Origin of the sequence: Pseudomonas sp. CHM02, from assembly GCF_000612585.1 — a bacterium.
Lineage (GTDB): Bacteria > Pseudomonadota > Gammaproteobacteria > Pseudomonadales > Pseudomonadaceae > Aquipseudomonas.
Map to the genome: position 1 here is coordinate 1 of NZ_JFCA01000050.1, position 23,953 is coordinate 23,953.

Sequence of the window (23,953 nt, forward strand, 5' to 3'; positions counted from 1 at the left end):
CATACCTTGCTGGAGATGAGCAAGGCGGTGATTGATGACGTGGTGAAGGTGTTGGAGTCACCCGGCAATAGCGCGCAGTAGACCTCACTGAAAAGGCCTGTCCTCGCCATAGTGCAGTTCAACTTGTGGCGAGGTTTGTTATCGCTCCCTATAAAGCCCCATCCGGCCCCCAACAAAAAAGGCACTTGCCGCGAACGCCAAGTGCCTTTTTCACCCCACCTGAAACCCAATCACCGCGCCAACATAAACGTCTCATACTCCAAATCTTCCAGCGCCGACGACAAGCGCGCCAGCCCCAGCAATACGCACACCAGCAACGACAGCGTAAACCCGTACCCAAAGAAGCTTGGCCCCAGGTGCATGCTGAGCAGTGTCAGGCCGGCGTTGAGTACGGCGAACAGCACGCACAGTTCCAGGACTACGCGGCGTTTGTCGAGGTAGAAGAACACGTTGAGCAGCGCCATGAACACGACCTGGATGCTGACGCCGATCAGGTCGATGTAGAACAGCGGCAGGTAGTAGCTGGAGATGCCGATCCACTCCAGCAGGCGCGGTGCAAAGAGGAACAGCAGCACCACTGTGAGGCCCTGGACTTTGCAGATTTCCAGCAGGCCTTGGCGAATGGACAGGGTCATTTCGGTTTTCAGCGAGCCGATGTGCTGCAAGGTTTCGCCGTCGCGGATGGCGCGGAACAAGCGGTCGTACCACTCGGCAAAATCGGTCTCGATGCGCACTAGGAATACGGCCATGCCAGGGATGATCGCCAGGTAGGCGATAAAGATGGGCATGTCGTACAGGATCGATGCTCGCAGCGGGCCGATCACGGCGTTGGAGGTGCCTGGGTTGAACCAGAACAGGATCTTGTCGACCCAGATGCCGAAGTTGTAGAAGAACCCGGTGACCAGCAGGCTGAGGAAGACGTTGCGACGATTGAGGAAGTCGAAGGCAATCATCTTCTCGGCGCGGTACTCGCGCAGGATGTCGTACAGGTACAGGAACAGCAGGCTGCCGTGTCCGATCAACAAGGCCAGCAACAGGCCGGGCATCTTCAGGAAGCTCAGCAGGTAGGCGCTCGCGACCATCAGCGAGTAGCCCACCACCATCACCAGCAGGATGCGGTTATATTTCTTCATCCCCGAGAGGAAGATGATCACCAGCCACAGGTTGCACAGCACCACGAAGTTCGAGAGTACCAGCACGCGGTAGATCAGCGGTTGGTCGAACAGCAGCGCCAGCACGATGACGCCCAGCACGCCCGCCCCCACAGTCACCATCAACAGGATGCCCAGCAGGTTGGGCAGAATCTGTTCGTAGTTGTGCTCGAACAACTGGTCGGACACAAAGCGGGTGAAGAACAGCTGCAGGCCGCCCGTCAGGATCAACGAGCTGGCCATCAGGTACGTCACCGTGACCAGGAATTGCCCCACCAGCGAGTTAGGCAGCAACAGGCCGAGGCTGATGATCCCCACCAGCATCACGCTGATGATCGACAGCACCCAGGGGCCGGAGCTGATCAACCCGGCGTACACATAGGCGTGCAGGGTGGCAGTGTATGAGTCGCGCGAGAGGATCTTGCGCAGTTCGAAGCCAATACCGGCCATTTAACTGTTCTCCATGGCTGCCTGGTACAGGTCGCGGTAGCGCTGCAGCATCAAGGCTTCGGTGTAGTAACGGTTGACCCGCAGCAAGCCGCTGGCTTGTGCGGCCTTCCAGCGCTCGGGGCTGCGCAGCAGCTCGAGGATGGCGGCGGAGGTGGCCTGTGGGTCGGCGATCGCCACCACCTTGCCAGCGTGGCCAAGGTCACGGTCTTCGGCGCTGCCGCCTTCGATCAATTCGCGGCACGAGCCGACGTCGCTGCTGATCACTGGCGTGCCGGCGGCCCAGGCTTCGAGGATCACCAAGGGTTGTGCCTCGCTGATCGACGTCAGCACCATCAGGCCAAGCTTGGGCAGAATGTCCTGGATGCGCTGGAAGCCGAGGAAGTGCACTTTGCCCTCAAGCCCCAGGCTCGCCATCAAGCTGCGGCACTCGCTGACGTATTCCGGGTCTTCCTCTTCCGGGCCGACAATCCAGCCTTCGGCGTTCGGCATGGCGCTGATCACGCCACGCATGGCACGCAGAAAGGTTTTCACGTCTTTGATCGGCACCACGCGCCCGATCAACCCCACCACGGGGGCAATGCCCGGCTCGCGGGTTTCCATGGCGCTGGCCCACTGCGACAGGTCGATGCCATTGGCGATCAGTTGCGTGCGACGCGGGTCGGCACCGTCCTTGATCTGGCGCTGACGGTTGCCGTCATACAAGGCAATGATGTTGTCAGCACTGTTGTAGGCCAACTGGCCGATCCGCTCGAAGTAGCGCACCCACAGGGTACGGATATAGCCCGAACCACCGTCGAGGCTGCGGTTGAGCGCCTGCCCGGAGCTTTCGGCGATCCACGTGGCCTGGGCCAGATCGATCTTGCGTTCCTTGGTGTAGATGCCGTGCTCACTCAACAGGTAAGTGCACTTCCAGCGGTGCTTGAGGATGCAGCCCAGCAGTCCGGCGTAACCGGTGGAAATCGAGTGCAGCACCCGCGCCGGCGGCATCTTGCGCGAGGCTTCAGCGAGCATCAGCAGCGGTGACTGCAACGAACGCAGGGTCCAGAAATAGTTGACGAACGACGGGTCGGCGCAATGCTGGCGATAACCTTCGCTGAGGGTCTCCCAGCTGGCGCGGCTGCGCAGTACGTCATCGAGGGTCATGTGCCCGTCGGCGATGCAACTGAGCAAGCGCTCGCCCAGCTCGCGTTCCGGCTGGTCCGGGTGGTGCAGAAAGCGGTACAGGTCGGCGAGTTGCTGCGGGTCGGCTTCGCGCGGTGTACCCCGGGTGTTGGTGGGGTGCGTCGCATCTTCGAGGAACACCTCTTCGATGTGCACCACGTTGGCCGGTATCTCATAGCGGCGCGAGGCGTAGGCCGAACGCTGGCCGCCAATGAACATCACCGAGAACGTCAGTTCCGGCAGGCCCAGGATCATCTGATGAATCCAGCTCGATACGCCGCCACGCACGTATGGCCAGGTCCCTTCCAGCAACAGGCAGATATCGGCAGTCGGTGGCGTTTGCTTATGATTCATTCCAGCTCCTCACCAGCTCAGCGAAAGGTGGCCGCTGGCGGGTTTCTTCGGGAAGGCTGGCGAGCAACCCGGGGATTTCATGATAGCGACCGGCCTCAAACGCCAGTTCAGCATGGAACGGCAGCAACTGAGCCGCGCCCAGGCCGTTCTTCTCGGCCTCATGCAACAGCGCTTCGGCGCGTTCGTTCTCGCCGCGCTCCAAGGCAATACGGCCGGCCAGCAGCAACAGTTCGCCACCCTCGCCCGCCGCCAGGCCCTGCTCGGCGTGCTCGCTGGCCTGGCTGAGTACGTGTTCGAGTACGCTGCCCTGGGCCAGGCCGAGGTAGGCCAGTTCCCAGTACCAGCGCGCCAACATGCCATGTACCGGCCCAGCGGTGCGCGGGCTGACGCCGGCCAACTGCTCAAGGGCCATCTGGATGTGCAGGTTGATGTCGCTTTCTTGCTTGTCGAGCATCGAATACGCCAGCAGGCGCACGTCATCGCTGGGGTCGCCCAAGGCTAACTTGAGGATGGGCACGGCGTCCTTGCCGGGCATGCGGCGGGTCGCCAGCAAGGCGGCGAGACGCTGGTCCGGGTCGGGCGCGTGGCGCAGTACATCTTGCAAACCGCCGTCCGCAAAAATCGGCGAACGCGTCTGGGCTTGCGCACGAAATGGCAAGCCCGGGATACCCACGGATTGCCAGGCCTGACGATCACGTTTGCGCGGCAGATAAAGCGCAGGAAAGATCGAGGCGACCACACCCAACGCGCCGATGACCGGCACGAAGAACGCCAGGCTGAAAATAAACAGCGGGCTCCAAGGCAGGGGGGCACGATAGCGCGCCGGCAGTAACAGCCATACGGCGCCGCACAGCATCAGGCAGGCAAGGGCATGGCTGAAGATGAACACCAGCAGTTGATGCAACACCGGCGCATCCAGCCACAAACTGCCCCAACTGCCCGCCTCTAACAACAAGGCCCCGCTAAACAGCCACTTGCTGATCATTCAGGCCACACTCGTTGTAGAGGAAGTTACGCAGCCCGTTGCGGTCACAGCCAGGCTCCAGGTTGAAAGGCATGACCCGCACACCCAAGCTGTCCAAGTCGGTATCGATACCAAAGTGCTCGTGCAACAGCATGCCAATCCGCGCCAGGTAGCCTTCGGTACCTTCCGGGCTTGTCAGCGGCAAGAGCACCAGCAGCAGACGATGTTCGCGGTTGTTGCGCACCGCCAGGTGCAGGTCCAGGCCACGTTGGCTGCGCTCCATCAGACGCGACAGTTCCTCGTTGGCACGCGTCATCTCGAACGCGAACAGACCGGCCGGCAAGGTGTGCTGCTCGGCATCCACCAGCGAACGCTTGAGCTGCAGGGTGAACTGCTGGGAATCGGCGTCGGGCAATTGCAGTACGTGCGGGTCACGGCGCAACAGGTCGGCGATGTGGCCAGCCAGCAGCGACAAGAGGCTCAGCGTACGATCCTGGAACGCGAAGAACGGCATCTGCCGAACCGCCAGGATCGCCAGCAACCGACCTTCGGCGTCGATCAACGGGATGCACGCCTGCAGCGATGAGAACTGCGCGGAGTTACCCGAGTCGATCAGTTCCTGACGCACGCTGACCAGTTCACCGCGCTCCAGGCACAGCTTGATCAAACCGTCGTCGGTGCCCAGGGGGCCCATCACGCCGATCATCGCCAGGGCCTGCGGCAATACGTTTTTCTCGGTGTCGTCGACGCGGTACAGCCCCGCCACGCGCAATGCACCGTACTGTCCCAGCATCGCCACAATCGGCTCTGCCAGTTCGCTCAATGCATCGCCTTCAACCGGCATGCCGCGCAGTTTCTCGCGCAGCCCCAGCAGCGAACTGCGCAGGCTCTGGTCACTGCCGGCCACGCGTTGCTCGAGCAGGTCGTGGGAAACCCGCAGGATCTGGTGGGCACGGGTAAATTCGTCGAGACGGTACTGACGGTATTCGTTGGCCATCTGCAGACGCTCCAGGCGGCGCACCCACAGATCGCGCACCTCACCCACCAGCATCCCGCAGACCAACACACCGACGATGAACGACGGCTCAAGCTGGGTATAACCTTCATGACCGCTGTAGCGCAGCGCAAACAGCGCCGCTACCAGCAGCCCGGCGCTGAACAGGCCGCGCACAAAACCGTAACGCACACCCAACAGCAGCGGCGCCAGAATCGGCCAGGGGAAACCACCGTGCATCTGCAACGGGTCTTCGGGAGTCAGCCAGAAGCCAAGGCCAATCGCCAAGCCCGTCACCAGCAGTGTTTCCAGCCAAGACACCGGCCCGCTGGCGCGAGGCGCCAGGCTGTAATCCATGTGTGGAGAATTCATTGCGTTCACTCGAACCGAAGGGCGCCAACAAGTTTGTCGATTACCGTCTGAGCATTGCCCGCCAGGCTTTCACGGGACCAGCCGGCGCGTGCGCCACTTTTGCTCCAGAGCACACGACCGCTGCTGGCTTCCAGAACGCGCAGGCTGATGCCGACCGCCGGCTCGCCGTCCAGGCCGTTCTTGTACTGCCACTCTTCCACGCTGCCGGCCACGACGTAATCGAGCTTTTGCTCACGCGCCCATTCCAGGGCACCGGTCAGGCGCTCGTTGTCATCCATCAGCGCCTGTTCGCCCTGGGTGCTGGTGGGGTAAACCCGCGGTTGCAGGCCGTGACTGCTGAGTACGCTGAGCAGGATCTGCTCGCTGCGCTCACCGGCCTGCGGGGTCTGGGAGTAGTTGATCATCGGCACGATGCCCCACTGCGCGTTGCGCGGCAGGTTCGGGCTGTTTTCACTGGTGAAGCTGGAGCAGCCGGCGACGAACAGTACTGTCAGGGCCAGGCTCAGGTTACGAATTGCTTGCATAGGTTTTTCTCCCGTAGATTCTGTAATCAGCGCCCGAAACGCACGCCGTAGCTCATGCCCAGTGTGCCGCCGGACTTGCCATCCCCGCCTTGTGGCGCAGATTGGTAGCCGAAGGTGAGGGCCAGTTCGTCGTCACCCAGGACTTCGAAGCCGACGCCGGTGTTGATGCCGTAATTGAAGGTTTGATCGGTCCACTGCCAACCCGCCGTCATGTCCACCAACCAGGTGTATTGCGGCTTGCTGCGCACCAGCGCGCCCGGTATGCCGCGGCGCCAGGAACTGCCGACGTAGAGTTGGCCGTAGCGGCTTTGCAGCAGGTCACTGGCAGGGACCGATTCCGGGTCATCCGGATCGCTGACCACACGAATTGGCCCTTTGGGGTCAATGGCATCCGACAGGTAATCCAGGTTGCGATCCTTCACGTTGTTCTTCTGGTAATCCACACCGCTGCGCACCGTCCAGTTAGGTCCGGCGAATTCCAGCGTGTGATTAAGCTCCAGCTTCACTGCATGGCCGGTGCCCAACGAGTCGCCAGCGCGGGTCGAGAACGACCGCTGCGCCACTTCCCAGCTCAACTGATCCCGTGCGGTCAGGCCGTGACGGCCGCCGACCCAGGCGCGGTCTTGTTGCCCGAAAGCGCGCATCAGGCCGCTGTCGTCGCTCTTGCGATGCCAGTCCAGGCCGGTCTCGAGTTGATGGCTGGAACCCAGCTGCCACATGCGCGACAGGCCCAGGCCGTTGCGATCGTCGTCCTGGCGCTGGCTGGTATCGGCGAACAGCTTCCAGCTGCCGTTTTCCACCGAACGGATCAGGGTCAGGGCCGCGTTGCTCTCTTCGCCGATTCGCGAGGAGATCACATCGTCGCCCTTGTATTTGCCATGTTCCATCTCGACGTCGGCGTACCATTTGTCACCCAGGTTATGGGCGATTTCCAGGCGTGGAGCGTCAAACGAAAGGCCACCGAAGTCCTGCTTCTGGTAGGACAGCAGGGCGCCTTGCGGGGTGGATTCGTGGATCTCTACCGCCTGGCGACGCAGTTGTTCATTCACCGAGTCTGGCTGGTCATCGCCCAATGCGGAGAGGCTGGTTTCCAGGGCTTCATTGTTACGGTTCAGACGACTGAGGGCCTGGGCACGCTGCGCCGGGTTCAGGTCGCTGCTGGCCAACAGGGTTTCGACCTGGGCTTTGTTGCGGCTGCGCAAGGCCTCCTGGATTTGCTCATAGCGGTCGACCTTGAGACCTTGGGTGCGCGCCCAGGCCAGCCAATCGTCTTTCTGCGCTTGCTGATTGGTCGCATCCAGACGGGCCAGCAGACGTTCGAACCACAGCTGCTTCATCGACGGCGAACCGTCCTTCCACTTCAGCAGTTCCTGCTGTGCCTTGCGTGGCGAGTAGCTGCTGGACATCAAGCGCAGCCAGATCGCGTAGCGCTGGGACGACGGTTGCAGGTTGTCGGCCTCGGGGCTGCGCAGTAGTTTCAAGCGCAGACGCTGGGCGGCATCCTGGTAGCCAGAAGTTTCAAGTGCGTCGGCATACGCCGCCTGCACCAGCCAGTCGTTCGGGGAAAGCTTGAGGTACAGGCGATACCAGGCCAACGCCTCGGCATCGCGACCCAGCAGTTGGCTGGCACTGGCGAACGGCAACCACAGCAGGCGGTCTTCGCGCGCATAGGCACGCCACTTGGTCAGCAGTGGCTTGAGTTTGGCCGTGTCCGCCTGGTCGACGTAGAGCCAGGTCAGGCGTTCGCGGAACAGGTTGTCATTGGGATAGCGCGACAGGCCCAGCAGGTACAAACGCTCGGCTTCGGCGCTATCACCCTGCTCGATCGCCAGCGCGCCACGCACCGCCAGAACCTGGGCTTGCTCGTAGGCATCCGGATACTTCTTGGCGTCTTCCAGCAACGCGACAACCTGGTCCCACTCCTCCAGCTCCTGAGCCAGTTGCAGCGCCTCGACCAGTCGCTGCGGGTCTTGGGCGCGATGCCAACTGGCAACCATCAACGCCAGGGCGCGCTGTGGGTCGCGGGTGCGGTACAACGTGATCAACTGGCTCTCGTCACCACTGACCAGCTTGCCATTGATCGACAGCAGTTTTTCCAGTGAGACGCGCAGGTCTTCGTCGCGCTCCAAGTCCCAGGCCAGGGCGGCACGGGTGCGCCAATACTCCGGGTCATCGATGGACGTGTCAGCGGACTTCACCACTTCCCATGCAGCTTGTTCATTGAACAGCTTCATTTCAGTGCTGGCCCAATCAACCAATTCGGCCGTGGTCAGCTTGTAGCGTTTTGCATAGCCCTTGTAGAGCGTGCCCTTGGCCGCGAACTGCCCGGTGTTTTCCAGGTTTTGCAGCAGGCGTGTCCAGGCCAGGCGATGCGACGGGTATTTGCGCAGGTAGGTGCGCAACCAGGCCTCGGCTTCGGCGGGTGTACCGCGAGACTCGTGACCATAGATCAGCGCGTCCAACTCGGTATCCGTCAGCGCACGTTGCTGCATGATCTCGGCGAGCAACGGGATAGAACGGTCAAAGTCGAACTGCTGGCTCGCGAGGCGCCAAGCGTGCTCGCGGACTTGCGCGTCTTCCTTGAGCTTGAGCACGCGGATCCAGTAACCCAGCGCCGCTTCATTGTCGCCGCGCCATTCACCGAGCTTGGCCATCTGTTCGAGCAACTCGATATCATCCGGATAGTCGACCGTCAGTTGCTGACCGGTGTCCCACGCGCCCGCCAGGTCGTTGATGGCCAAGCGAACATGGAACTGCTTCAACGGGATACTCGGGTTATCAGGCTCCAAGGTATGCCACTGCTCAAGCACACGTTGTGCGAGCTCGAACTGCTTGGTCGCCACCGCGACATCGACGCCCTGCTTCAGCCACGCCACATCGGTCTGCGGGTTCGTGAGCGTCGGCAACTGGTCGGCAAGCACCTGTGCGGCCTGCTCGTCACGACCGGCCGAGAGCAAACTGTTGAACGCCAGTTGCGCATACTCACGCTGCTCGCCAGGTTGCTGGGCGTCGCGCTTGAGTTGCAAATAGATCGCCGCCGCACGGGCCGGCTGTTCACCCGCCAGGTACCACTGCGCGGCCGATTTGAGGGCTTCGTTCTTTTGCGCCGGATCACGCCCGGCGATCTCTTCGAACACACTCGCGGCAAATGCCGGGGCCTGCAATGTCAACGCCAGCTTCGCCAGGTTCTGCAGCTGCGCCACCGGCAATTTACGGTGATCGAAACTTTCCAGGCGCTCGACCAACGCCTGCTGCGCGATCAGATCATTACCGCTGGCGGCGACCAGCGCATCCAGCTCCAGCCGGTAGTAGGCCTGGGTTTCCAGTTGCGGCTTGGGCCAGGCTTCAATGTGCTCGCGCGCCTTGGCGTAGTCACCGAGGCGAATCAGCAGGTCGACCAACTGCAAGCGCAGGCGGTCGTCGTCCGGGTGCGCGGTCAGCAACAGCTCGGCATAGTTGGCCGACACCGCATCGGGTTCACGCCCATCGGGCTGGAACACCGATTCACGCTGAAAAGTCGCCCACAGCAGACCGCCTACGGCAACCGCGACCACCGCCAGCGCCCAGGGATTGAGCAGACGGCTGTTCTTAGTTGCAGAGGAGCTGACCATTACTCACCTGCTTCATAGGTAATTGAAAAGTCCAAAGGCCAGCCGAAGCCTTGCCCGCGAATCGCTGCCCATCCACTTCCACGCGACAGGCCGTGGCCGAGCGTACGGAGAAGGACAGGTCAAACTGACCGGCGAAAGAAAAACTCACACGCCGATCATCCAGGTAGCGCCAATCCAGCAACGGCAGGTTGGCGTCCTCCAGGGCGGGCCTGGGGTCTCTGTCCGCGCGCAGAACAAGCAATGCCTTGTCGCTGCTCAGTGCCACGTAGCGCCCTTGCGGCAAGTCGCGCACGCCGGCAATGCCTTGTGATTGCAGCAAGTCCGGCCAGCCCATTTGCGCATCGAGCCGCACGGTACGCAGTGCATCCATGCCACGGATCTGCCAGGCGCCGTCGGCGGTACGCGCTAGGCTCGACTGGTACAGGCCGTGCAGACGGTCAACGTAGTCACTCATCCACAACGACATCGGCTGTTGCTCGCGCATGTAGCCGTAGATCTCGTGCATGGCCTTGATCGAGGCCTGCTTGGTGCTGGAGTAGAAGTGGTAGTAGAGGTGCAGGCCACGCAAACGGCGCGGGCTGTCGGTCAACTCAAAGGTCTCGACCAACTCGCGAAAGCCGTAATACGGGCCTTTCCACAGGTTGGTGTAGAGGTTTTCGTTGATGATGGGTGCGTAGTACTGCAACCCGCCCGGGGTCGGGCGCAGCAAAGGGTTCAAGCCCGTCAGCGACGGGTTGGCCTTGGTCATAATGGTTTCGGCGCCATTGACGTTCTTCAGGCCGGCGTCATAGGCCAACTTGATGGTGTCGGACGATGGCAGCGCGTCGCCTGGCCAGAACACCATCTTCACCGGCTTCTGCGGGGTGGTCAGGTTCTGGTTGATGTAGTCGCGCGAGCCAAAGATCTCGCGACGAAAATCGATTTTGTCGTAGCCGGCGATTTTCATGTTCAAGCCGTATTCCGGGTTGAAGTTCTCGCGCTTTTTGGCTTTGTCAGGCTGCATGAAAAAGGGGTGGCTGTAGGTGTGCGTGGCCACTTCGACTTTAGGGTTGGCGAAGATTTCTCGGGCAATCGGCTCAAGCTCACGCGCCAGGAACGGGAATGCACCACGCGGCGAGATCTCGCCTTCGATGATCGACACCGAGGTCAGGAACGGGTTGGGCTTGATGTAGTCGTCCAGGGTGTGGCGACCGGCGTACGGAGTACCGCGCACTTCGGCGCGGGAGGGGAAACCGTCACCGTCGATATGCACGGTCGCGATGCGCCGGCCGTTTTCGGTGGTGGTGTCTGGGCGCGGCTGTGCCGGCAGCCTCAGGCTGGCCTGTAGAAACGCGAAAGGATCGAGAATCCAGCGGCTGCGCTCGTTGTTGATTTCCAGCAGGTAAGGCGCCAGCGCAAGGCCGCCCCATTTGCCCACCACCACTGGGTTGAACACGGCGCCGCCGGCACCGCTCAACGACAATGCCGGTGTCGGGCCGTTGGGCAGGACCGACACCGAAGCCAGGTCACGGGAACGAGGCACCACTGGCGCTTCGAATGCCCCCAGCAAAGCCTTGTCCTGGTGAGTGATGGTCAACACTTGGGTCGCAGGCGGCACATCACGCTTGAGGCCCAGGCGCTTGAGCAGCAGTTTGTCTTCAACCGGCAGGCCGCTGAAAAACACCACCGGCACCTGTTCGTCCAGGCGTGCATTGAGAAAGCGATTGAACGCCGCTACGTCCTGGGGCGGGCCGCTGGTCATCCAGGTCACAACACCCGCGTACAAGCCACTGAAGCCGTAGAGCGGCAGGTCACTGTTGGCCGGCAGATAATCGACACGGTAGCCGAGGTATTCCAACAACCCGCCGAGGTTGCTATGGCCAGCGGAATCTTCCAGCGCGCCTTCGCGTGGGTCGAAGATCATCACGATGCGGCGCGGCTGGACTTCGATACTGCTGATGCCCAGGGTATTGAGGTCAGGCGTGCTGATGTACGGGATAAAACCTTCGTCGCGCAGACGCTTGGCGAGCGTGCGCGCTTCATCGCGACGCTCAGGTGGCAAGTAGTCAATCGCCACCAGCGGGACGCCCTTGGCACGCAGCGGTTGCAGATGCGTTTCAAGCCACTGGCGGTCGGACTCCGAGACCGGGCGATAACGCTTGGCAGAGGCATCCCAACCGGCATGGATCGATTCGACAGCCACTGCGGCGGCGACGCCATCCAGCTCCGGCAACACTTCGAAACCGCGGTTGAAAAACAGCTTCAGCGTGGGCTGACGCTTGTGCAACTCACGCAGCAGGCTGGCCAGGCCCACGCGCTGAGCTTCGCGCTGGTCTTGCGGCACCAGTTGGAAACTGTCGAGCGTGTCGAGAAACAGACCCGCATAGCCTTGCGCGGCCAAGGCCTTGGCGCGACCGAACAAATGCTCACGCCAGGCCGTCGAAGTGAGGTCCATGACCTGACTGTTCCAGGCGTCGTTACGCACAGGGGAGACCGCCTTGCTCAACCCCGCTTTCTCGACTTCGGCCTTGTTGCCATCGAACTCACCGATGGACAGGTACGCAAACGGCTGGCTGCCCAGCGCCCGCAAGGTTTTCACATCGCCCGGCGTCATGTGGCCCGGCTCGACCACGGCCCAGTCGAACTGCGCCAGTTCCGGCAGCGGTGGTTGCTCGGCGTACCAGAAGGCCACGCTGGCCGGCTGAGATACAGCAGCAGCGTGCACGGCCGGCCCACCGACGAACAAGGCAAGAGCAGCCAACAGCCGCTCAGCGATCGCGCGGACACGCGTCCTGCGGAAAACGATTTCCATAATTCACTCTAGAAGATGACTGAGCCAATACTGCGTTAACGCCGGGCGAATTGACCGGCGAACTACAAACTGCGCAAAAGCTGCGCCAGTCCCTGGCCGATCGAGGTCGGTTCCGGGAGTGCAAAGCGCTCCAGCAGACGGGTGTTATTGGCGCGCGAATGGCGGATGTCGCCTTGGCGTGGCGCCTGGTACGTCACCGCCAACGGAGCACCGGTGGCATTGCCCAGTTCAGCGATCAGGTCGTTGAGGCTGGTCGAACGGCCAAGCCCGACGTTGATTGCTTCAGGCGCCGGCTCGCGGGTCTCGACTGCCTGCACAAGGATGCTCACCAGGTCCTGCACATAGACGAAGTCGCGCGTTTGCTCGCCATCGCCAAATACGGTGATGGGCTTACGCGCCAGTGCGCGTTCGGTGAAGATGCTGATCACACCGGAGTACGGCGAAGAAGGGTCCTGGCGAGGGCCGAAGATATTGAAGAAGCGGAATATCACCGGTTCCAGGCCATGCTCGCGACGGTAGAAGTCCAGGTAGTACTCACTGGCCAATTTGTCGCTGGCATAAGGTGTCAGTGGAGACTTGGGCGTGTCTTCCACGATGGCAGTGCCTTCACCGTTGTTGCCATAAGTCGCCGCGCTGGACGCAAATACCACGCGCGTCACGCCGGCCTTCAGCATGCTTTGGCACACATTGAGTGTGCCGACGAAATTGGCCTGGTGCGTGGCGACAGGATCATCAACCGAAGCCTGCACCGAAGCCACCGCAGCCAGATGCACGACGGCGCTGCAATCAGCCATGGCCAGTTCCACGACGGCGCTGTCCGCGACATCTCCGACCAGTAGTTCCAGATCAGGATTCCCGACCGGCAGATTCGCTGTTTTGCCAGTCGACAAGTCATCCAGCACGCGAATCTTGTAGCCTTTACCCAGCAGAGCATCTACCAGATGCGACCCAATAAAACCTGCACCACCAGTAACCAGAATTCGCCCTACAGCCATGAAGTTCACTTCCTTAAGAATCGTGTGCAGGCACGCAAAAGCGAGCCTGCCAGTACGGTGACAGTATTTAAGGGCTACCCTGGCCAACGTCGCTTGGCCGTCCGAGTCGAAGCCGCCACATCCCTATGTGTTGAAGAACCACAGCGCGGGACGAATGTGCGTCGCCGATATCATTTTAATGGCTTAGAGCCATCAAAACGTCGCGAATAATGTTGGATCCCAAGTGAACTGTCAACGTATTGTCTTTTTTGCCGCCGGACGGCAATTTCGGCTTAAAAATGTCATTTAATTGACGACGATAATAGGACGGAAAAATGATTGATCGGCTCCAATGACGCGGGCTGGGCGGACGTCAGGGCAGGCGCTGCGCCGTGCGTGGGCGGCCCTGATGGTCATCATGGGATATGGCCGGCGCCGGGAAGTCGAGGGAAGACAGGGATGGGATAGCGCAGGCTGGCTGGGAGTGCTTGCCCGGTTTTCGGCAGTAGCCGGTTACCGGGCGAAGGGGGGTGAATTAGCCAGGGCGGCTTCGTTTACGAAAGCATCCAGAAAGTGCGTCCGCCTGGATCAGTGGGCAGTGCTGAGACGCGCTTTTCTGCGCAGGTGGACCATTTGCGCGGTCAGGCCAATGACGAGTGCCAAAGCAATGCTCGCCTGCGCACCGATCAGCACCGGTGACTGCAGGTCAGTGACGAAGGGGTGGCCATCCGGCACGCGTCGCAACGTCTCGGAAACCGTCGGCACCATCAGAAAGAAAGCGGTCAGGCTCAGGAACACCGTTTCCAGGTACACCCGCGCCCTTCCCAGCCAGACCACGTGCCCTACGCCATAACCGGCCGCGAGCAATGCAATCGTGATGACACCAATGATGTTGCTGACGGGTTGCTTTGCGACCAGGAACACGGTGAGGCCACCGATCAACATCGACACGAGATAGAACAACCCCGGCACCGAGCGGGGAACGATGCGTCCATGACGAATGAACATGTAGGCGGCCAGTGGAATGGCCGGCAGGCTGCCGAGGGTGTGTATCCAGCCTAGGGCGGAGATTCCGAACATTTCAGTGTTCCCATGTAGTTGGATGATGTGCATAGGCGGTCACCGCTGGAAAGGCGCTTCCCGATGGCGGCGGTACGCTATGATTTCGAGGGTCAGCTTAGTGAAGACGTGGTCGAACCGACATGATGAATCCCCTGGAAAACTTGATCATTCATCCGGAAATGCAGCTTGAAGGGTTTGCCAGGGGCGATCTGCTGTCCCAGGTCCTGGCGCAGATCCGTCTGACAGGAGATCGCGTGTATGCCTGTGCGCTGGCGGATGCGCAGTGCCTCGTGCTGGATGAAAAAAGCGCGCACATTTGCGTGCTTCAGCAAGGCCGGCTGCATCTGGAAATGGCCGATCAACCGCCGCTGACACTCGACCAGGGCGATGTAATCCTGCTGCCCCACGACCCCACCGGCATTACGATGACGGCGGTCAATGGGCCCGCCAGCGTGGTCATCTGCCGGTTCTGGTTCGATGCGAGCAGCTTCCAGGCGATGTTGTTTGCGCTGCCGCGGCTGATCCATATTCAGCACGCCGAGGCTGCTGCCTGGGCGGAGGGCATCCTGCATTTCATGTTGCTCGAAGCCCATGACACGCAGCCGGGCGGGGCGCTGATGATTTCGCGCCTGATCGATCTTGTGGTGATTCGTGTCCTGCGCACCTGGGTGCATCAGGGCGTCGCTTCCGGGTGGCTGGGTGGGTTGTCGGACGCGCGTATCGCCCGTGCACTGAAAGCCATTCACGAAACGCCTGGCAAGCAGTGGCGCATTGATGCGCTGGCAGAGATTGCGGGCATGTCGCGGTCGAATTTCTGCGAACGCTTCACCTCCCTGATAGGACGCTCACCGTTACGCTATCAGAACGAGTGGCGGCTGACCCTGGCGAAAACCATGCTGTCCAAACAGGACGGTCGCATCGGCGAGATCGGCTTCGCGATTGGCTACGAGTCCGAAGCGGCTTTCAGCCGGGCTTACAAAGCCTTTTTCGGTCGGTCGCCACGGGAGGACAACACCCGCCCCTGAGAACCGCCCAAAAGCCACTTGCCTAAAAAACGTGCCATCACAATAATGAGAGCAATTACCATTTACGACTCGGTGGCACGCTCATGTCGACCCTCGATCCTTCAACCCTTCATCAGCTGTACAGCGATCACAACAGTTGGCTGAAGGGTTGGCTGCGCGTGCGCTTGGGCAATGCGGCGGATGCGTCCGACTTGGCGCAGGACACGTTCCTGCGGGTGATGACGGCCCGGCAAAGCGCCCCCATTCGCGAGCCGCGCGGTTATCTGAGTGCGATTGCGCGTTCGTTGTTGATTGATAAATCCCGCCGCCGAACGATTGAGCAGGCCTATCTGCAGGCGCTGGCGTTGCGACCGGAACCGGTGGAAGTTTCGCCGGAAGTGCGCCTGTCGATCATCGAGATGCTGGTCGCGGTGGATACCCTGCTGGATGAGCTGGGCACGCGGACGCGGGAGATTTTCCTGGCGGTGCAGCTGGAAGGCCTGAGTTATGTCGCGGCGGGCGAGCGCTTTGGCGTGTCGGTGACCACGGTTAAGAACCATCTGATTCGCGCCATGACCCAATGCCTGTTACTGGTCGAGCCCTGATGGCCACGCCTCTGGACCTCAAGACACTCGAGGCCGCCGCGACCTGGTACGTGCAACTCAATGACGGCATGCCCGACGAGGCGCGCACCCAGGCCTGGCAAATCTGGTTGCAGGCCAGCCCGCAGCATGGGGCGGCATGGGCGCGGGTTGAAGCGTTGCAACAACAGTGGGCTAAGGTGCCTCAACAGGCCGCACTCTCAGGTTTGAGCGCGGCGCAGAAACAACGTCGCGAAGTGCTGAAAATCCTCGGCATGCTGGTGGCGGTGGGTGGTTGTTCGTGGCTGGCAGTGGAGCAGGTGCCCTATCGTTCCATGTTGGCTCAACAACGCACGAGCATTCGCGAACGGCGCTCGCTGCGCCTGGACGATGGCACCCAGTTGGAGATGAATGCCGACACGGCGCTGGATATTCACTTCGACGCCAACCAGCGGCTGATCCGACTGTACAAGGGCGAAATCCTGGTGCAGACCGCCAAGGATCCGGCCTTGCGGCCCTTCAGTGTCAACACCGGCGACGGCAGCGTAAAAGCGCTGGGCACGCAGTTCAGCGTGCGCCAGATGGACGACCGTACCCAGGTCGGCGTGCTGGAGGCTGCCGTTGAAATCCGCCCGCGCCAGCAACCGGAGCAGGTACTGCGCTTGGACGCTGGCCACCAGGTCACGTTCGACAGCCATGCCATCCAGCGCCCCCACGCGCTGCCTTCGGGTTCCATCGCCTGGGTGCGCGGCATGTTGAGCGTGGACGACTGGCGCCTGGGCGATTTCATCGCGGCGTTGAGCCGCTATCGCCCTGGGGTTCTGCGCTGTGCCACGGCAGTGCAAGACTTGAGCATTTCAGGCGCCTTCCGTATCGACGACACGGACACGGTGCTGGAAAACCTGAGCAAATCCCTGCCGGTGAAGGTGCGCTACCTGACCCGTTACTGGGTCAGCATCGAGCCTGTCTGAAAATTGTTTGGGGGCTGCCTTGCTGATTTTGATTCTCATCCGTCAATGACACAAACCGCTATTGCAGCGACTTTCTGCCAGACCAACGGAAGGATCACCGAATGTCCCCGCTTCCCCGCTTTGCCAAGACGCGCGCCGTGCGCCTGGCCATCTTTGGTTTGACCCTCACCGGTTTGCCCGGTTTAGCGCTGCTGCCTGCAACCGCCCAGGCACAGAGCCAGGCCGCGTACGAGATCGCACCCGGCCCGCTGGGCAATGCGCTGACCCAGTTTGGCGTGCAGGCGGGGGTGACGATTTCATTCGACACCGAGCAAGCACGACACCTCAGCAGCGCGGGGCTCAAAGGTTCGTACACCGTGGAGGACGGCCTGGCGCGCTTGCTGGCCAACAGTGGTTTGAGGGCTGAGCGCCAAGGCAATGGGGGGTACGTGCTGGTCCCCGTATCACGAGGAACAGCGGTCGTATTGGGTGCTACCAACATTTCGGGGCAAATCCTGGGCGAAACCACCGAGGGGACGGGTTCTTACACAACCGGGTCCATGAGCACAGGCACAAAGCTGCCCACCTCGATGCGCGAAACGCCGCAGTCAGTCACCGTGGTTACCCGTCAACGCATGGATGACCAGAACATGCAGTCCCTGGAGGACATTTCCACCTACACCCCGGGCCTGAGCCTACGTAAAACCGGCGGCGAACGCCCACAGTTCTACTCCCGCGGGACTGCCATCAACAATATCTTGATCGATGGCCTGCCCATTGCCTATGACACCGATACGCTCGGCACCTCGACCCTGGCCATGTTTGATCGGGTTGAGGTCGTGCGGGGTGCGTCGGGCTTGATGGTCGGTGCCGGCAACCCCTCCGGTACGCTCAACCTGATCCGTAAGCGCCCGACAGTGGAGCCACAAGTGTCAGTCACGGTGGGTGCCGGCTCGTGGAACAACTACCGCACTGAAATCGATGCCAGCAGTGCGCTCAACGCCAGCGGTTCCATTCGCGGCAGAGCGGTTGCTTCATTCACTGATAAAGATAGCTTCACCGACAGCTACAGCAGCAAACGCCAACTGCTCTATGGCATCAGCGAGTTTGACTTGAGTGAAGCGACTACATTGACCCTCGGTGCCTACTACAACCGGGAAGACAACCCCGGCGCCGACTGGTCTGGCATACCGACCCGCGCCGATGGCAGTTTCCTGCCCATTTCCCGCTCAACCCGCATGAGCCCGAAATGGACCTACTGGAACAAGAAAAACCAGAGCGTATTCGCCGAGATCGAGCATCGCTTCGACAATGACTGGAAGCTGCGCCTCAACACCACTTGGCTCAGGGGCGACATGGATATGCTCGGCACCAGTTTCTATCGACTCGACGCTAACGCCGATCAGTTGAACCTGAACGTCGGCCGCTACACCTATGAACATACGCAAAAAAGCGTGGACGGGTATGTGTCCGGGCCCTTCACGCTATTCGGCGCCACCCATGAACTGGTGTTGGGTGCCAGTTATCGCACTGACAAAACCGACGACGGCCCCGGCGGTGGTTTCCTCAACGATCCGTTGATCGTGCTTGACCCGGCCAACTTCAACTACCACGGCATCGGCAAACCGGCCATCGATTACAACTGGTCGCGTACGGGCAAGGTCGATCAAACGAGCACCTATGCCACTGTGCGTTTCAACCTGCGTGACGACCTGAAGTTGATCCTGGGCTCGCGACTGGACTGGTATGAATATGAACAAAGCACCGTATCGGGCCCGTATCAGTTCGGCGCCGAATACAAGGCCACACGTGAATACACGCCCTACGCCGGTCTGATTTACGACCTCAACGACACCTACTCGGTCTACGCCAGTTGGACACGGATCTTCCAACCCCAGGAAAACCGCAACTTCTCCGGCAGCCTGTTGGCACCGGTGACGGGTACCAACTATGAAGCCGGGGTCAAGGCCGAATACTTCGGCGGCGCGTTGAATGCCAGCCTGGCCTACTTCCAGCTGAATCAGGAAAACCTCGCCTCGCCATTGGCTGCCTGCGCGCCAGGCGTGAATTCCTGCTACGAGGCTTCGGGTGAAGTGCAAACCAAGGGCGTCGACCTGGAGCTGCAAGGCATGCTTGCCCAGGGTTGGCAGGCGTCGGTCGGTTATACCTATGCGGGTGCCAAGAACGTCAAGGAGGGCAGCGGCCGCTTCGACAGTGATACGCCCTATAACCTGTTCAAGGCGTCCACCACCTATCGCCTGCGAGGCGACCTGGAAAAGTGGACGGTCGGGGGATCGTTCCGAACCCAAGGATCGGCCTATACCTCCTTTGGAGTTGCGCAGGGCGGCTACAGTATTTTCGACTTGATGACGGGCTATGACGTCAGCAAAAACCTGAAGGTGCAGGGCAACCTCAATAACGTATTCGACAAGCTTTACTACCAGAGCATCAGCAACCCTGCCGGTGCCAACATCTTTGGTGATCCACGTAATGTTGCGGTGACCCTGCGGTGGAGCCTGTAGACCGGCACGCTCGACACGCCCGCCGGGGTGAAATTGCCCCCGCGCCCCATGGGTTTCCTCGCCATGCATCGGGGTCTTGATGATCCCGGGGCTCACCGCATTCACCCGAAGCCCGCGCTTGGCGTATTCAATCGCCAACGACCTGCGGGCATAAAAAAACCCCGAACCAGTCGGGGTTTTTATCACCTGAAAATCAGGTGCGACGCCGGATCAATTAGAAAACGTTGATCGGGTAGTCGGCGAACAGACGGATTTCGTTACCGCCTACGTTGTACTGGTCAGCGTTGTTGGAAACGCGCAGCCACGAGGCACGGGCACGCAGGGCCAGGTCTTTGGCCGGGCCGCTCTGGACCACGTACTTGAACTGGTTCCAGATTTCACGCTCGGTGCCATCGCCGCGGTTGGTACCGTCGTCGATGTTGGTGCCGCGCACATAGGCAACGTTGTAGGTCAGGCCCGGTACGCCGAAGGTGGCGAAATCGATGCCGTAGCCCACTTGCCACGAACGCTCGTCCTTACCGTTGAAGTCAGACCAGTAGGAGTTGGCCAGCAGGATGGTGTTACCGCCGTCGCCGATGCCGCCAGCGTTGCGGTAGCCGCCATACAGGTAGCCGGTGTCACCGGTGCTGCGCTGGTGAGCGACGGTGAAGCTGTGCGGGCCAACGGCCCACGTGGCGCCCAGGCTCCAGATCTTGTTGTCGCGAGCGTCTTCGTTGCCTTGGTTTTCCAGGGCGAAGCTCTTGTCCAGCTTGGTTTTGTAGCCGTTGAAGTCAAAAGTCAGCGACTGCTTCTCTGGCAGGGCCAGCACGTAGTTGACGTTGACGTATTGCTTCTTCAGCACGTCCTGCATATCGGAGGCGTACAAGGCAGCCGACAGGCTTTCGGTGAATTTGTAGCTACCACCGATGTAGTCGATGCTTTTCAGGCGACCGCTGTCGGTGCCTTCCATGCTCTTGCGCGCTTCTTTGGTGAAGTGACCCGCATCCAGTTGCAGACCGGCGATCTCTTTGGAAACGATCGACGTACCGGTGTAGGTTTCCGACAACAGACGGGAGTTGTCGTACTGCAGCACAGGCACGGCCGGGAACTGATCACCGTACTTGAGCACGGTGTTGGAAACGCGGAACTTCACGGCAGCGCCGCCCTTGGCCAGGTCGTGTGGTGCCGAGCCAGGGTTGTTGGCAGTGCCATTACCCGGTTTGAAGAAGTCGATACCGCCCGCGCCAGCGCGACCTTTACCACCGTCCAGACGGATAGCGTATTGGCCGATCACGTCCACACCCACACCGACGGTGCCTTGGGTGAAGCCGGACTCGAGCTTGCCGATGAAGCCTTGGCCCCATTCGGCTTTGTCTTGCTTGCCGTTTTTGTAGTCACGGCTGATGTACGCGTTACGTGCGGCGATGTTCAGGTGGCTGTCTTCGATAAAACCCTTGGACTGGTCCTGGTCGTTTGCCATTGCTGTCGATGCGCTCAAAATCCCCAGAGCGATCAGACTCATCCGTTGCTTCAACATTTTCTTGTATTCCTTATATCTGGTTGAGTACGCGCTGTGACACCAGGCTCCGTGTCGCTTTTCTGGTGTCGACTGATTCCGGAAAAAAGAAGGCCCGCGGACGACTTAACAGGCCGCGGGCCTTTTTTATTGGATGAGTCATGGCGGTTAGCCACAGGCGTTGGGCGCAATCCTAGTCGCGCCCGGAACTATGTGTCAATTTCGCGAATCGTCTGTATTTAGGCGAAATAATTCTAAGCAGCGGCCTACAGCCGTTCTGAAAGCGACAAAAAACCGCCTCTGGAACGCAAGAAAACACATCTAGTAACACATTTCAAAGCCGATACGTTTGGGAACCTATAACGCGCGCAAATGCAAAGCATTACCATTAACGCGCAGTTTTCCTCCCTAACAATTCGGATACATTCCTCCATGCCTGCCCCTCGCCTTACGCCCATCACCCTTGGGCTTTCCGTTCTGCTGTCTGCCGGTTTTGCCTGTGCGGCCACGACCTTGCCAGAAACCTCGATCAGCGCCGAAGCTGACGAGGACGATCCTCGCGTCAAGGAAACCAGCACCGCTACCCGCACCGCCACACCCGTGCGTTATGTGCCCCAGGCCATCGACTCAGTGAAGACTGAAAGCCTGCGCGCCTACGGCACCAATGACCTGGGCCAGGCGTTGAGCGGCATTCCCAACGTGAGCAGCGGTGCCGATACGCGCTTCGACAGCTTGCGCATCCGTGGCTTCGACGCGAGCAACGACTTCTATCTCGATGGCATCCGCGACGACAGCCAATACGTTCGCGACCTGCACAACATCGAGCGCATCGAAGTGCTCAAGGGACCGGCAGCAGTACTCTACGGGCGAGGCGGTCAGGGAGGGATCGTCAACCGCGTGAGCAAACTGCCTACAGCCGGTCACAAGTCGAGTATCGAGGCCCAGGGCGGCAGCAACGACCTGCGCAGTCTGTATGCCGACCTCAGCACCGACCCCACCGATAACATCAGCCTGCGCTTGAACATGGGCAACCAGGACAACAACAGCTTCCGCGATGGCGTCAGTGGCAATCGCCAACTGTTCGCACCGTCCGTGAGCTGGCAACTCACGCCGGACCTGAATTGGCTGGTGCAATACGAGTACAGCCGCTACAACCGCACGCCGGACCGTGGCATCCCCGGCGTCAACGGCCGGCCTGCTGATGTGAGCCGCAGCACCACCTACGGCGACAGCCGCGATTACATCGACGACAAAACCCAGTCGCTGCGCTCCAAGCTGGCCTATGAACTCAACGATAACTGGCAACTGCGCCAGACCCTCGGTGTGTTCAAGCTCGACAGCGATTTCGACAACACCTACCTCACCGGCTACACCCCGGCGACCAATAGCGTCACGCGCCAGCGCTGGCAGCAGGACCTGACCACCCTCAACATCTTCAATAACGTCGAGCTCGAAGGTGGCTTCAGCACCTTCGGCCTGGAACACCGCCTGCTCACCGGCGTGGAGCTGGGAAGCCAGCGTCGCGATCCGAAGCTGTATACCGCCACTGGCGTCCCGCCCCTGGACCTCAACCGACCCAATCGCAACCTCAGCCACACCGGGCGGATGAATGTGTCGAGCAACAACCACACCGAAGTCGACAGCCGCGCCGTTTATGTGCAGGACCAACTGCGCCTGAATGACCAGTGGCAAGTGCTCGCCGGCCTGCGTTACGACCGCTTCGAAGTCGACACCAAGAACAAGCTGCTCAACACCCGGCAGGACGTCAAAAGCCACAGCACCAGCCCACGCTTTGGCCTGGTCTGGACGCCGCTGGAGCATCACTCGTTCTATGCCTCGTGGAGCAAGACGTTCTCCCCGGCAGGCGGTGGCCTGATCGGCATCACGCCAAACGCCGCCGGTGGCGTCAACGACCTGAGCCCCGAGCTGACCAAGCAGAAGGAAATCGGGGTCAAGAGCGACTGGCTCGACGACCGTCTGAGCACCACCTTGGCGGTATACGAACTGGAACTCTACAACCGCCGCACCAGCGACCCGCTGGATCGCACGATCACGCTGCTCAGCGGCCTGCAACGTTCGCGCGGCGTGGAGCTGACCGCCACCGGCAAGATCGTCGGCAACTGGTACGTGCGGGGTGGGGTCGGCCTGCAGGATGCCACGGTCGAGAAGGACAACAACGGCTTTGAAGGCAAGCGTGTCAGCGATGTGGCCAAGCGCAATGCCAGCCTGTTCATTACCTGGAAACCGGAGATGGGCTGGTACGCGGAAACCGGGCTGACGCTGGTCGGCGACCGTTATGCCGACAGCCTCAACACCGTTGTGCTGCCGGGTTATGGCCGTTGGGATGCGTTGGCCGGGTTCCGCCAGAAGGAATGGGATGTCAGGGCGGCGTTGAACAACATCGCTGACAAAAACTACTACGCGTCGGCGACCAGCGTGGCGCAGATTCAGCCAGGGGAACCGCGCAGCGTGATAGTGACAGGAACCTACAGCTTTTAAAGCCCAACACTATCTGAACAGGGACGATGGCTGTTGTGGTGAGGGGGCTTGTCCCCCGCCGGTCTCACCGCCGATCCACATGGGGCTGCTCCGCAGCCCAGCGCGGGTGCAAGCCCGCTCACCACAACGGCCAGCATCCGCATTTGACGGGAGGGCTCACTGGCTTTTCAGCAGGTCGCATAGCGCGTGCACTTCATCCTCGCTGAACAAGCCCGCCGGGTAGCGTTCACTCATCACGCTGCGCAAGTCGGGCTGTCGCCTGATCCTTCGCGAGCCGTTTTCCTTCAACCAGAGCGCCAGTGCAGGGATCGCGTCGCCGCTGACCCGCAAGGGGTGGGTCGCACGCGTGTACATCAGGTTGATATTGGCATTCATTTCAGCGCTCTCTCCTACTGCATGAGCGGCTAACTTACTCAAGGTTTATGACAGAACTGCGCAGTCTTCACCCTGAACCACTGTGACCACACCGATACAAGAGCTATGCCAATGTCTCG

The 23,953-nt window shown here is 60.8% G+C and carries 16 protein-coding genes and 1 pseudogene; 5 read left to right on the forward strand and 12 right to left on the reverse strand.

Going from position 1 to position 23,953, the window contains the following annotated elements:
* Positions 1-230: 230 nt before the first annotated feature.
* The 9 genes from pelG to BM70_RS0125065 all read right to left on the reverse strand — a co-directional run bounded on the left by pelG (position 231) and on the right by BM70_RS0125065 (position 14,459).
* Positions 231-1,601 carry an exopolysaccharide Pel transporter PelG gene (gene pelG, locus BM70_RS0125025; protein WP_025858568.1) on the reverse strand — a complete coding sequence of 457 codons (1,371 nt, stop codon included), beginning with the start codon at positions 1,599-1,601 and terminating at the stop codon, positions 231-233.
* The gene (gene pelF / locus BM70_RS0125030) at positions 1,602-3,116 is read right to left on the reverse strand and encodes a GT4 family glycosyltransferase PelF (protein WP_025858569.1); all 1,515 of its coding nucleotides are present in this window, start codon (positions 3,114-3,116) and stop codon (positions 1,602-1,604) included.
* On the reverse strand, positions 3,106-4,101 hold the full coding sequence (locus BM70_RS0125035; RefSeq protein ID WP_025858570.1) for a HEAT repeat domain-containing protein: 996 nt from the start codon (positions 4,099-4,101) through the stop codon (positions 3,106-3,108). The genes pelF and BM70_RS0125035 overlap by 11 nt, the downstream gene beginning before the upstream one ends.
* A complete protein-coding gene (locus BM70_RS0125040; protein WP_025858571.1) occupies positions 4,079-5,446 on the reverse strand; it encodes a PelD GGDEF domain-containing protein in 1,368 nt (455 codons plus the stop codon). Before BM70_RS0125040 ends, BM70_RS0125035 begins: the two co-directional genes overlap by 23 nt.
* Positions 5,447-5,451: 5 nt before the next feature.
* Positions 5,452-5,970 (reverse strand): hypothetical protein, encoded by a 519-nt coding sequence (locus tag BM70_RS0125045; RefSeq protein WP_025858572.1) that lies wholly within the window; start codon positions 5,968-5,970, stop codon positions 5,452-5,454.
* A 26-nt stretch (positions 5,971-5,996) separates the two neighbouring features.
* Positions 5,997-9,581 carry a tetratricopeptide repeat protein gene (locus BM70_RS0125050; protein WP_025858573.1) on the reverse strand — a complete coding sequence of 1,195 codons (3,585 nt, stop codon included), beginning with the start codon at positions 9,579-9,581 and terminating at the stop codon, positions 5,997-5,999.
* Entirely contained in the window at positions 9,559-12,372 is a 2,814-nt protein-coding gene (locus BM70_RS0125055) for a bifunctional glycoside hydrolase 114/ polysaccharide deacetylase family protein (protein WP_025858574.1), read from the reverse strand. The genes BM70_RS0125050 and BM70_RS0125055 overlap by 23 nt, the downstream gene beginning before the upstream one ends.
* Before the next feature lie 62 nt (positions 12,373-12,434).
* Positions 12,435-13,367: an NAD-dependent epimerase/dehydratase family protein gene (locus tag BM70_RS0125060; RefSeq protein ID WP_025858575.1), complete on the reverse strand. Its 933-nt coding sequence runs from the start codon at positions 13,365-13,367 to the stop codon at positions 12,435-12,437.
* A 567-nt stretch (positions 13,368-13,934) separates the two neighbouring features.
* Positions 13,935-14,459 carry a hypothetical protein gene (locus BM70_RS0125065; protein ID WP_256220943.1) on the reverse strand — a complete coding sequence of 175 codons (525 nt, stop codon included), beginning with the start codon at positions 14,457-14,459 and terminating at the stop codon, positions 13,935-13,937.
* Positions 14,460-14,548: 89 nt separating this feature from the next.
* Between BM70_RS0125065 and BM70_RS0125070 the strand changes: the two genes are divergently transcribed.
* The 4 genes from BM70_RS0125070 (at position 14,549) to BM70_RS0125085 (ending at position 19,465) form a co-directional block, all read left to right on the forward strand.
* Positions 14,549-15,433: an AraC family transcriptional regulator gene (locus BM70_RS0125070; RefSeq protein WP_025858577.1), complete on the forward strand. Its 885-nt coding sequence runs from the start codon at positions 14,549-14,551 to the stop codon at positions 15,431-15,433.
* An 83-nt stretch (positions 15,434-15,516) separates the two neighbouring features.
* A complete protein-coding gene (locus tag BM70_RS0125075; RefSeq protein ID WP_025858578.1) occupies positions 15,517-16,017 on the forward strand; it encodes a sigma-70 family RNA polymerase sigma factor in 501 nt (166 codons plus the stop codon).
* Positions 16,017-16,964: a FecR domain-containing protein gene (locus tag BM70_RS0125080; protein WP_043274366.1), complete on the forward strand. Its 948-nt coding sequence runs from the start codon at positions 16,017-16,019 to the stop codon at positions 16,962-16,964. The genes BM70_RS0125075 and BM70_RS0125080 overlap by 1 nt, the downstream gene beginning before the upstream one ends.
* Positions 16,965-17,065: 101 nt before the next feature.
* Complete coding sequence (locus BM70_RS0125085) at positions 17,066-19,465, forward strand: TonB-dependent siderophore receptor (protein WP_025858580.1); 2,400 nt, start codon at positions 17,066-17,068, stop codon at positions 19,463-19,465.
* 12 nt (positions 19,466-19,477) lie between these two features.
* On the opposite strand, the pseudogene BM70_RS32670 reads toward BM70_RS0125085, so the two are convergent.
* Positions 19,478-19,615: pseudogene (locus BM70_RS32670) on the reverse strand (SDR family oxidoreductase); the annotation flags it as partial.
* 64 nt (positions 19,616-19,679) lie between these two features.
* Entirely contained in the window at positions 19,680-20,981 is a 1,302-nt protein-coding gene (locus BM70_RS0125090; RefSeq protein ID WP_025858581.1) for an OprD family porin, read from the reverse strand.
* Positions 20,982-21,392: 411 nt separating this feature from the next.
* Between BM70_RS0125090 and BM70_RS0125095 the strand changes: the two genes are divergently transcribed.
* Positions 21,393-23,459, forward strand: a complete 2,067-nt coding sequence (locus BM70_RS0125095; RefSeq protein ID WP_025858582.1) for a TonB-dependent siderophore receptor — start codon at positions 21,393-21,395, stop codon at positions 23,457-23,459.
* Between the two features lie 156 nt (positions 23,460-23,615).
* On the opposite strand, the gene BM70_RS0125100 is transcribed toward BM70_RS0125095, so the two are convergent.
* On the reverse strand, positions 23,616-23,834 hold the full coding sequence (locus BM70_RS0125100) for a hypothetical protein (RefSeq protein WP_025858583.1): 219 nt from the start codon (positions 23,832-23,834) through the stop codon (positions 23,616-23,618).
* Between the last annotated feature and the right edge of the window lie 119 nt (positions 23,835-23,953).

Bases quoted from the DNA above. Each gene is read 5' to 3' on its own strand.
- pelG (WP_025858568.1), bottom strand. From the start codon at position 1,601: ATGGCCGGTATTGGCTTCGAACTGCGCAAGATCCTCTCGCGCGACTCA.
- pelF (WP_025858569.1), bottom strand. From the start codon at position 3,116: ATGAATCATAAGCAAACGCCACCGACTGCCGATATCTGCCTGTTGCTG.
- BM70_RS0125035 (WP_025858570.1), bottom strand. From the start codon at position 4,101: ATGATCAGCAAGTGGCTGTTTAGCGGGGCCTTGTTGTTAGAGGCGGGC.
- BM70_RS0125040 (WP_025858571.1), bottom strand. From the start codon at position 5,446: ATGAATTCTCCACACATGGATTACAGCCTGGCGCCTCGCGCCAGCGGG.
- BM70_RS0125045 (WP_025858572.1), bottom strand. From the start codon at position 5,970: ATGCAAGCAATTCGTAACCTGAGCCTGGCCCTGACAGTACTGTTCGTC.
- BM70_RS0125050 (WP_025858573.1), bottom strand. From the start codon at position 9,581: ATGGTCAGCTCCTCTGCAACTAAGAACAGCCGTCTGCTCAATCCCTGG.
- BM70_RS0125055 (WP_025858574.1), bottom strand. From the start codon at position 12,372: ATGGAAATCGTTTTCCGCAGGACGCGTGTCCGCGCGATCGCTGAGCGG.
- BM70_RS0125060 (WP_025858575.1), bottom strand. From the start codon at position 13,367: ATGGCTGTAGGGCGAATTCTGGTTACTGGTGGTGCAGGTTTTATTGGG.
- BM70_RS0125065 (WP_256220943.1), bottom strand. From the start codon at position 14,459: ATGCACATCATCCAACTACATGGGAACACTGAAATGTTCGGAATCTCC.
- BM70_RS0125070 (WP_025858577.1), top strand. From the start codon at position 14,549: ATGATGAATCCCCTGGAAAACTTGATCATTCATCCGGAAATGCAGCTT.
- BM70_RS0125075 (WP_025858578.1), top strand. From the start codon at position 15,517: ATGTCGACCCTCGATCCTTCAACCCTTCATCAGCTGTACAGCGATCAC.
- BM70_RS0125080 (WP_043274366.1), top strand. From the start codon at position 16,017: ATGGCCACGCCTCTGGACCTCAAGACACTCGAGGCCGCCGCGACCTGG.
- BM70_RS0125085 (WP_025858580.1), top strand. From the start codon at position 17,066: ATGTCCCCGCTTCCCCGCTTTGCCAAGACGCGCGCCGTGCGCCTGGCC.
- BM70_RS0125090 (WP_025858581.1), bottom strand. From the start codon at position 20,981: ATGTTGAAGCAACGGATGAGTCTGATCGCTCTGGGGATTTTGAGCGCA.
- BM70_RS0125095 (WP_025858582.1), top strand. From the start codon at position 21,393: ATGCCTGCCCCTCGCCTTACGCCCATCACCCTTGGGCTTTCCGTTCTG.
- BM70_RS0125100 (WP_025858583.1), bottom strand. From the start codon at position 23,834: ATGAATGCCAATATCAACCTGATGTACACGCGTGCGACCCACCCCTTG.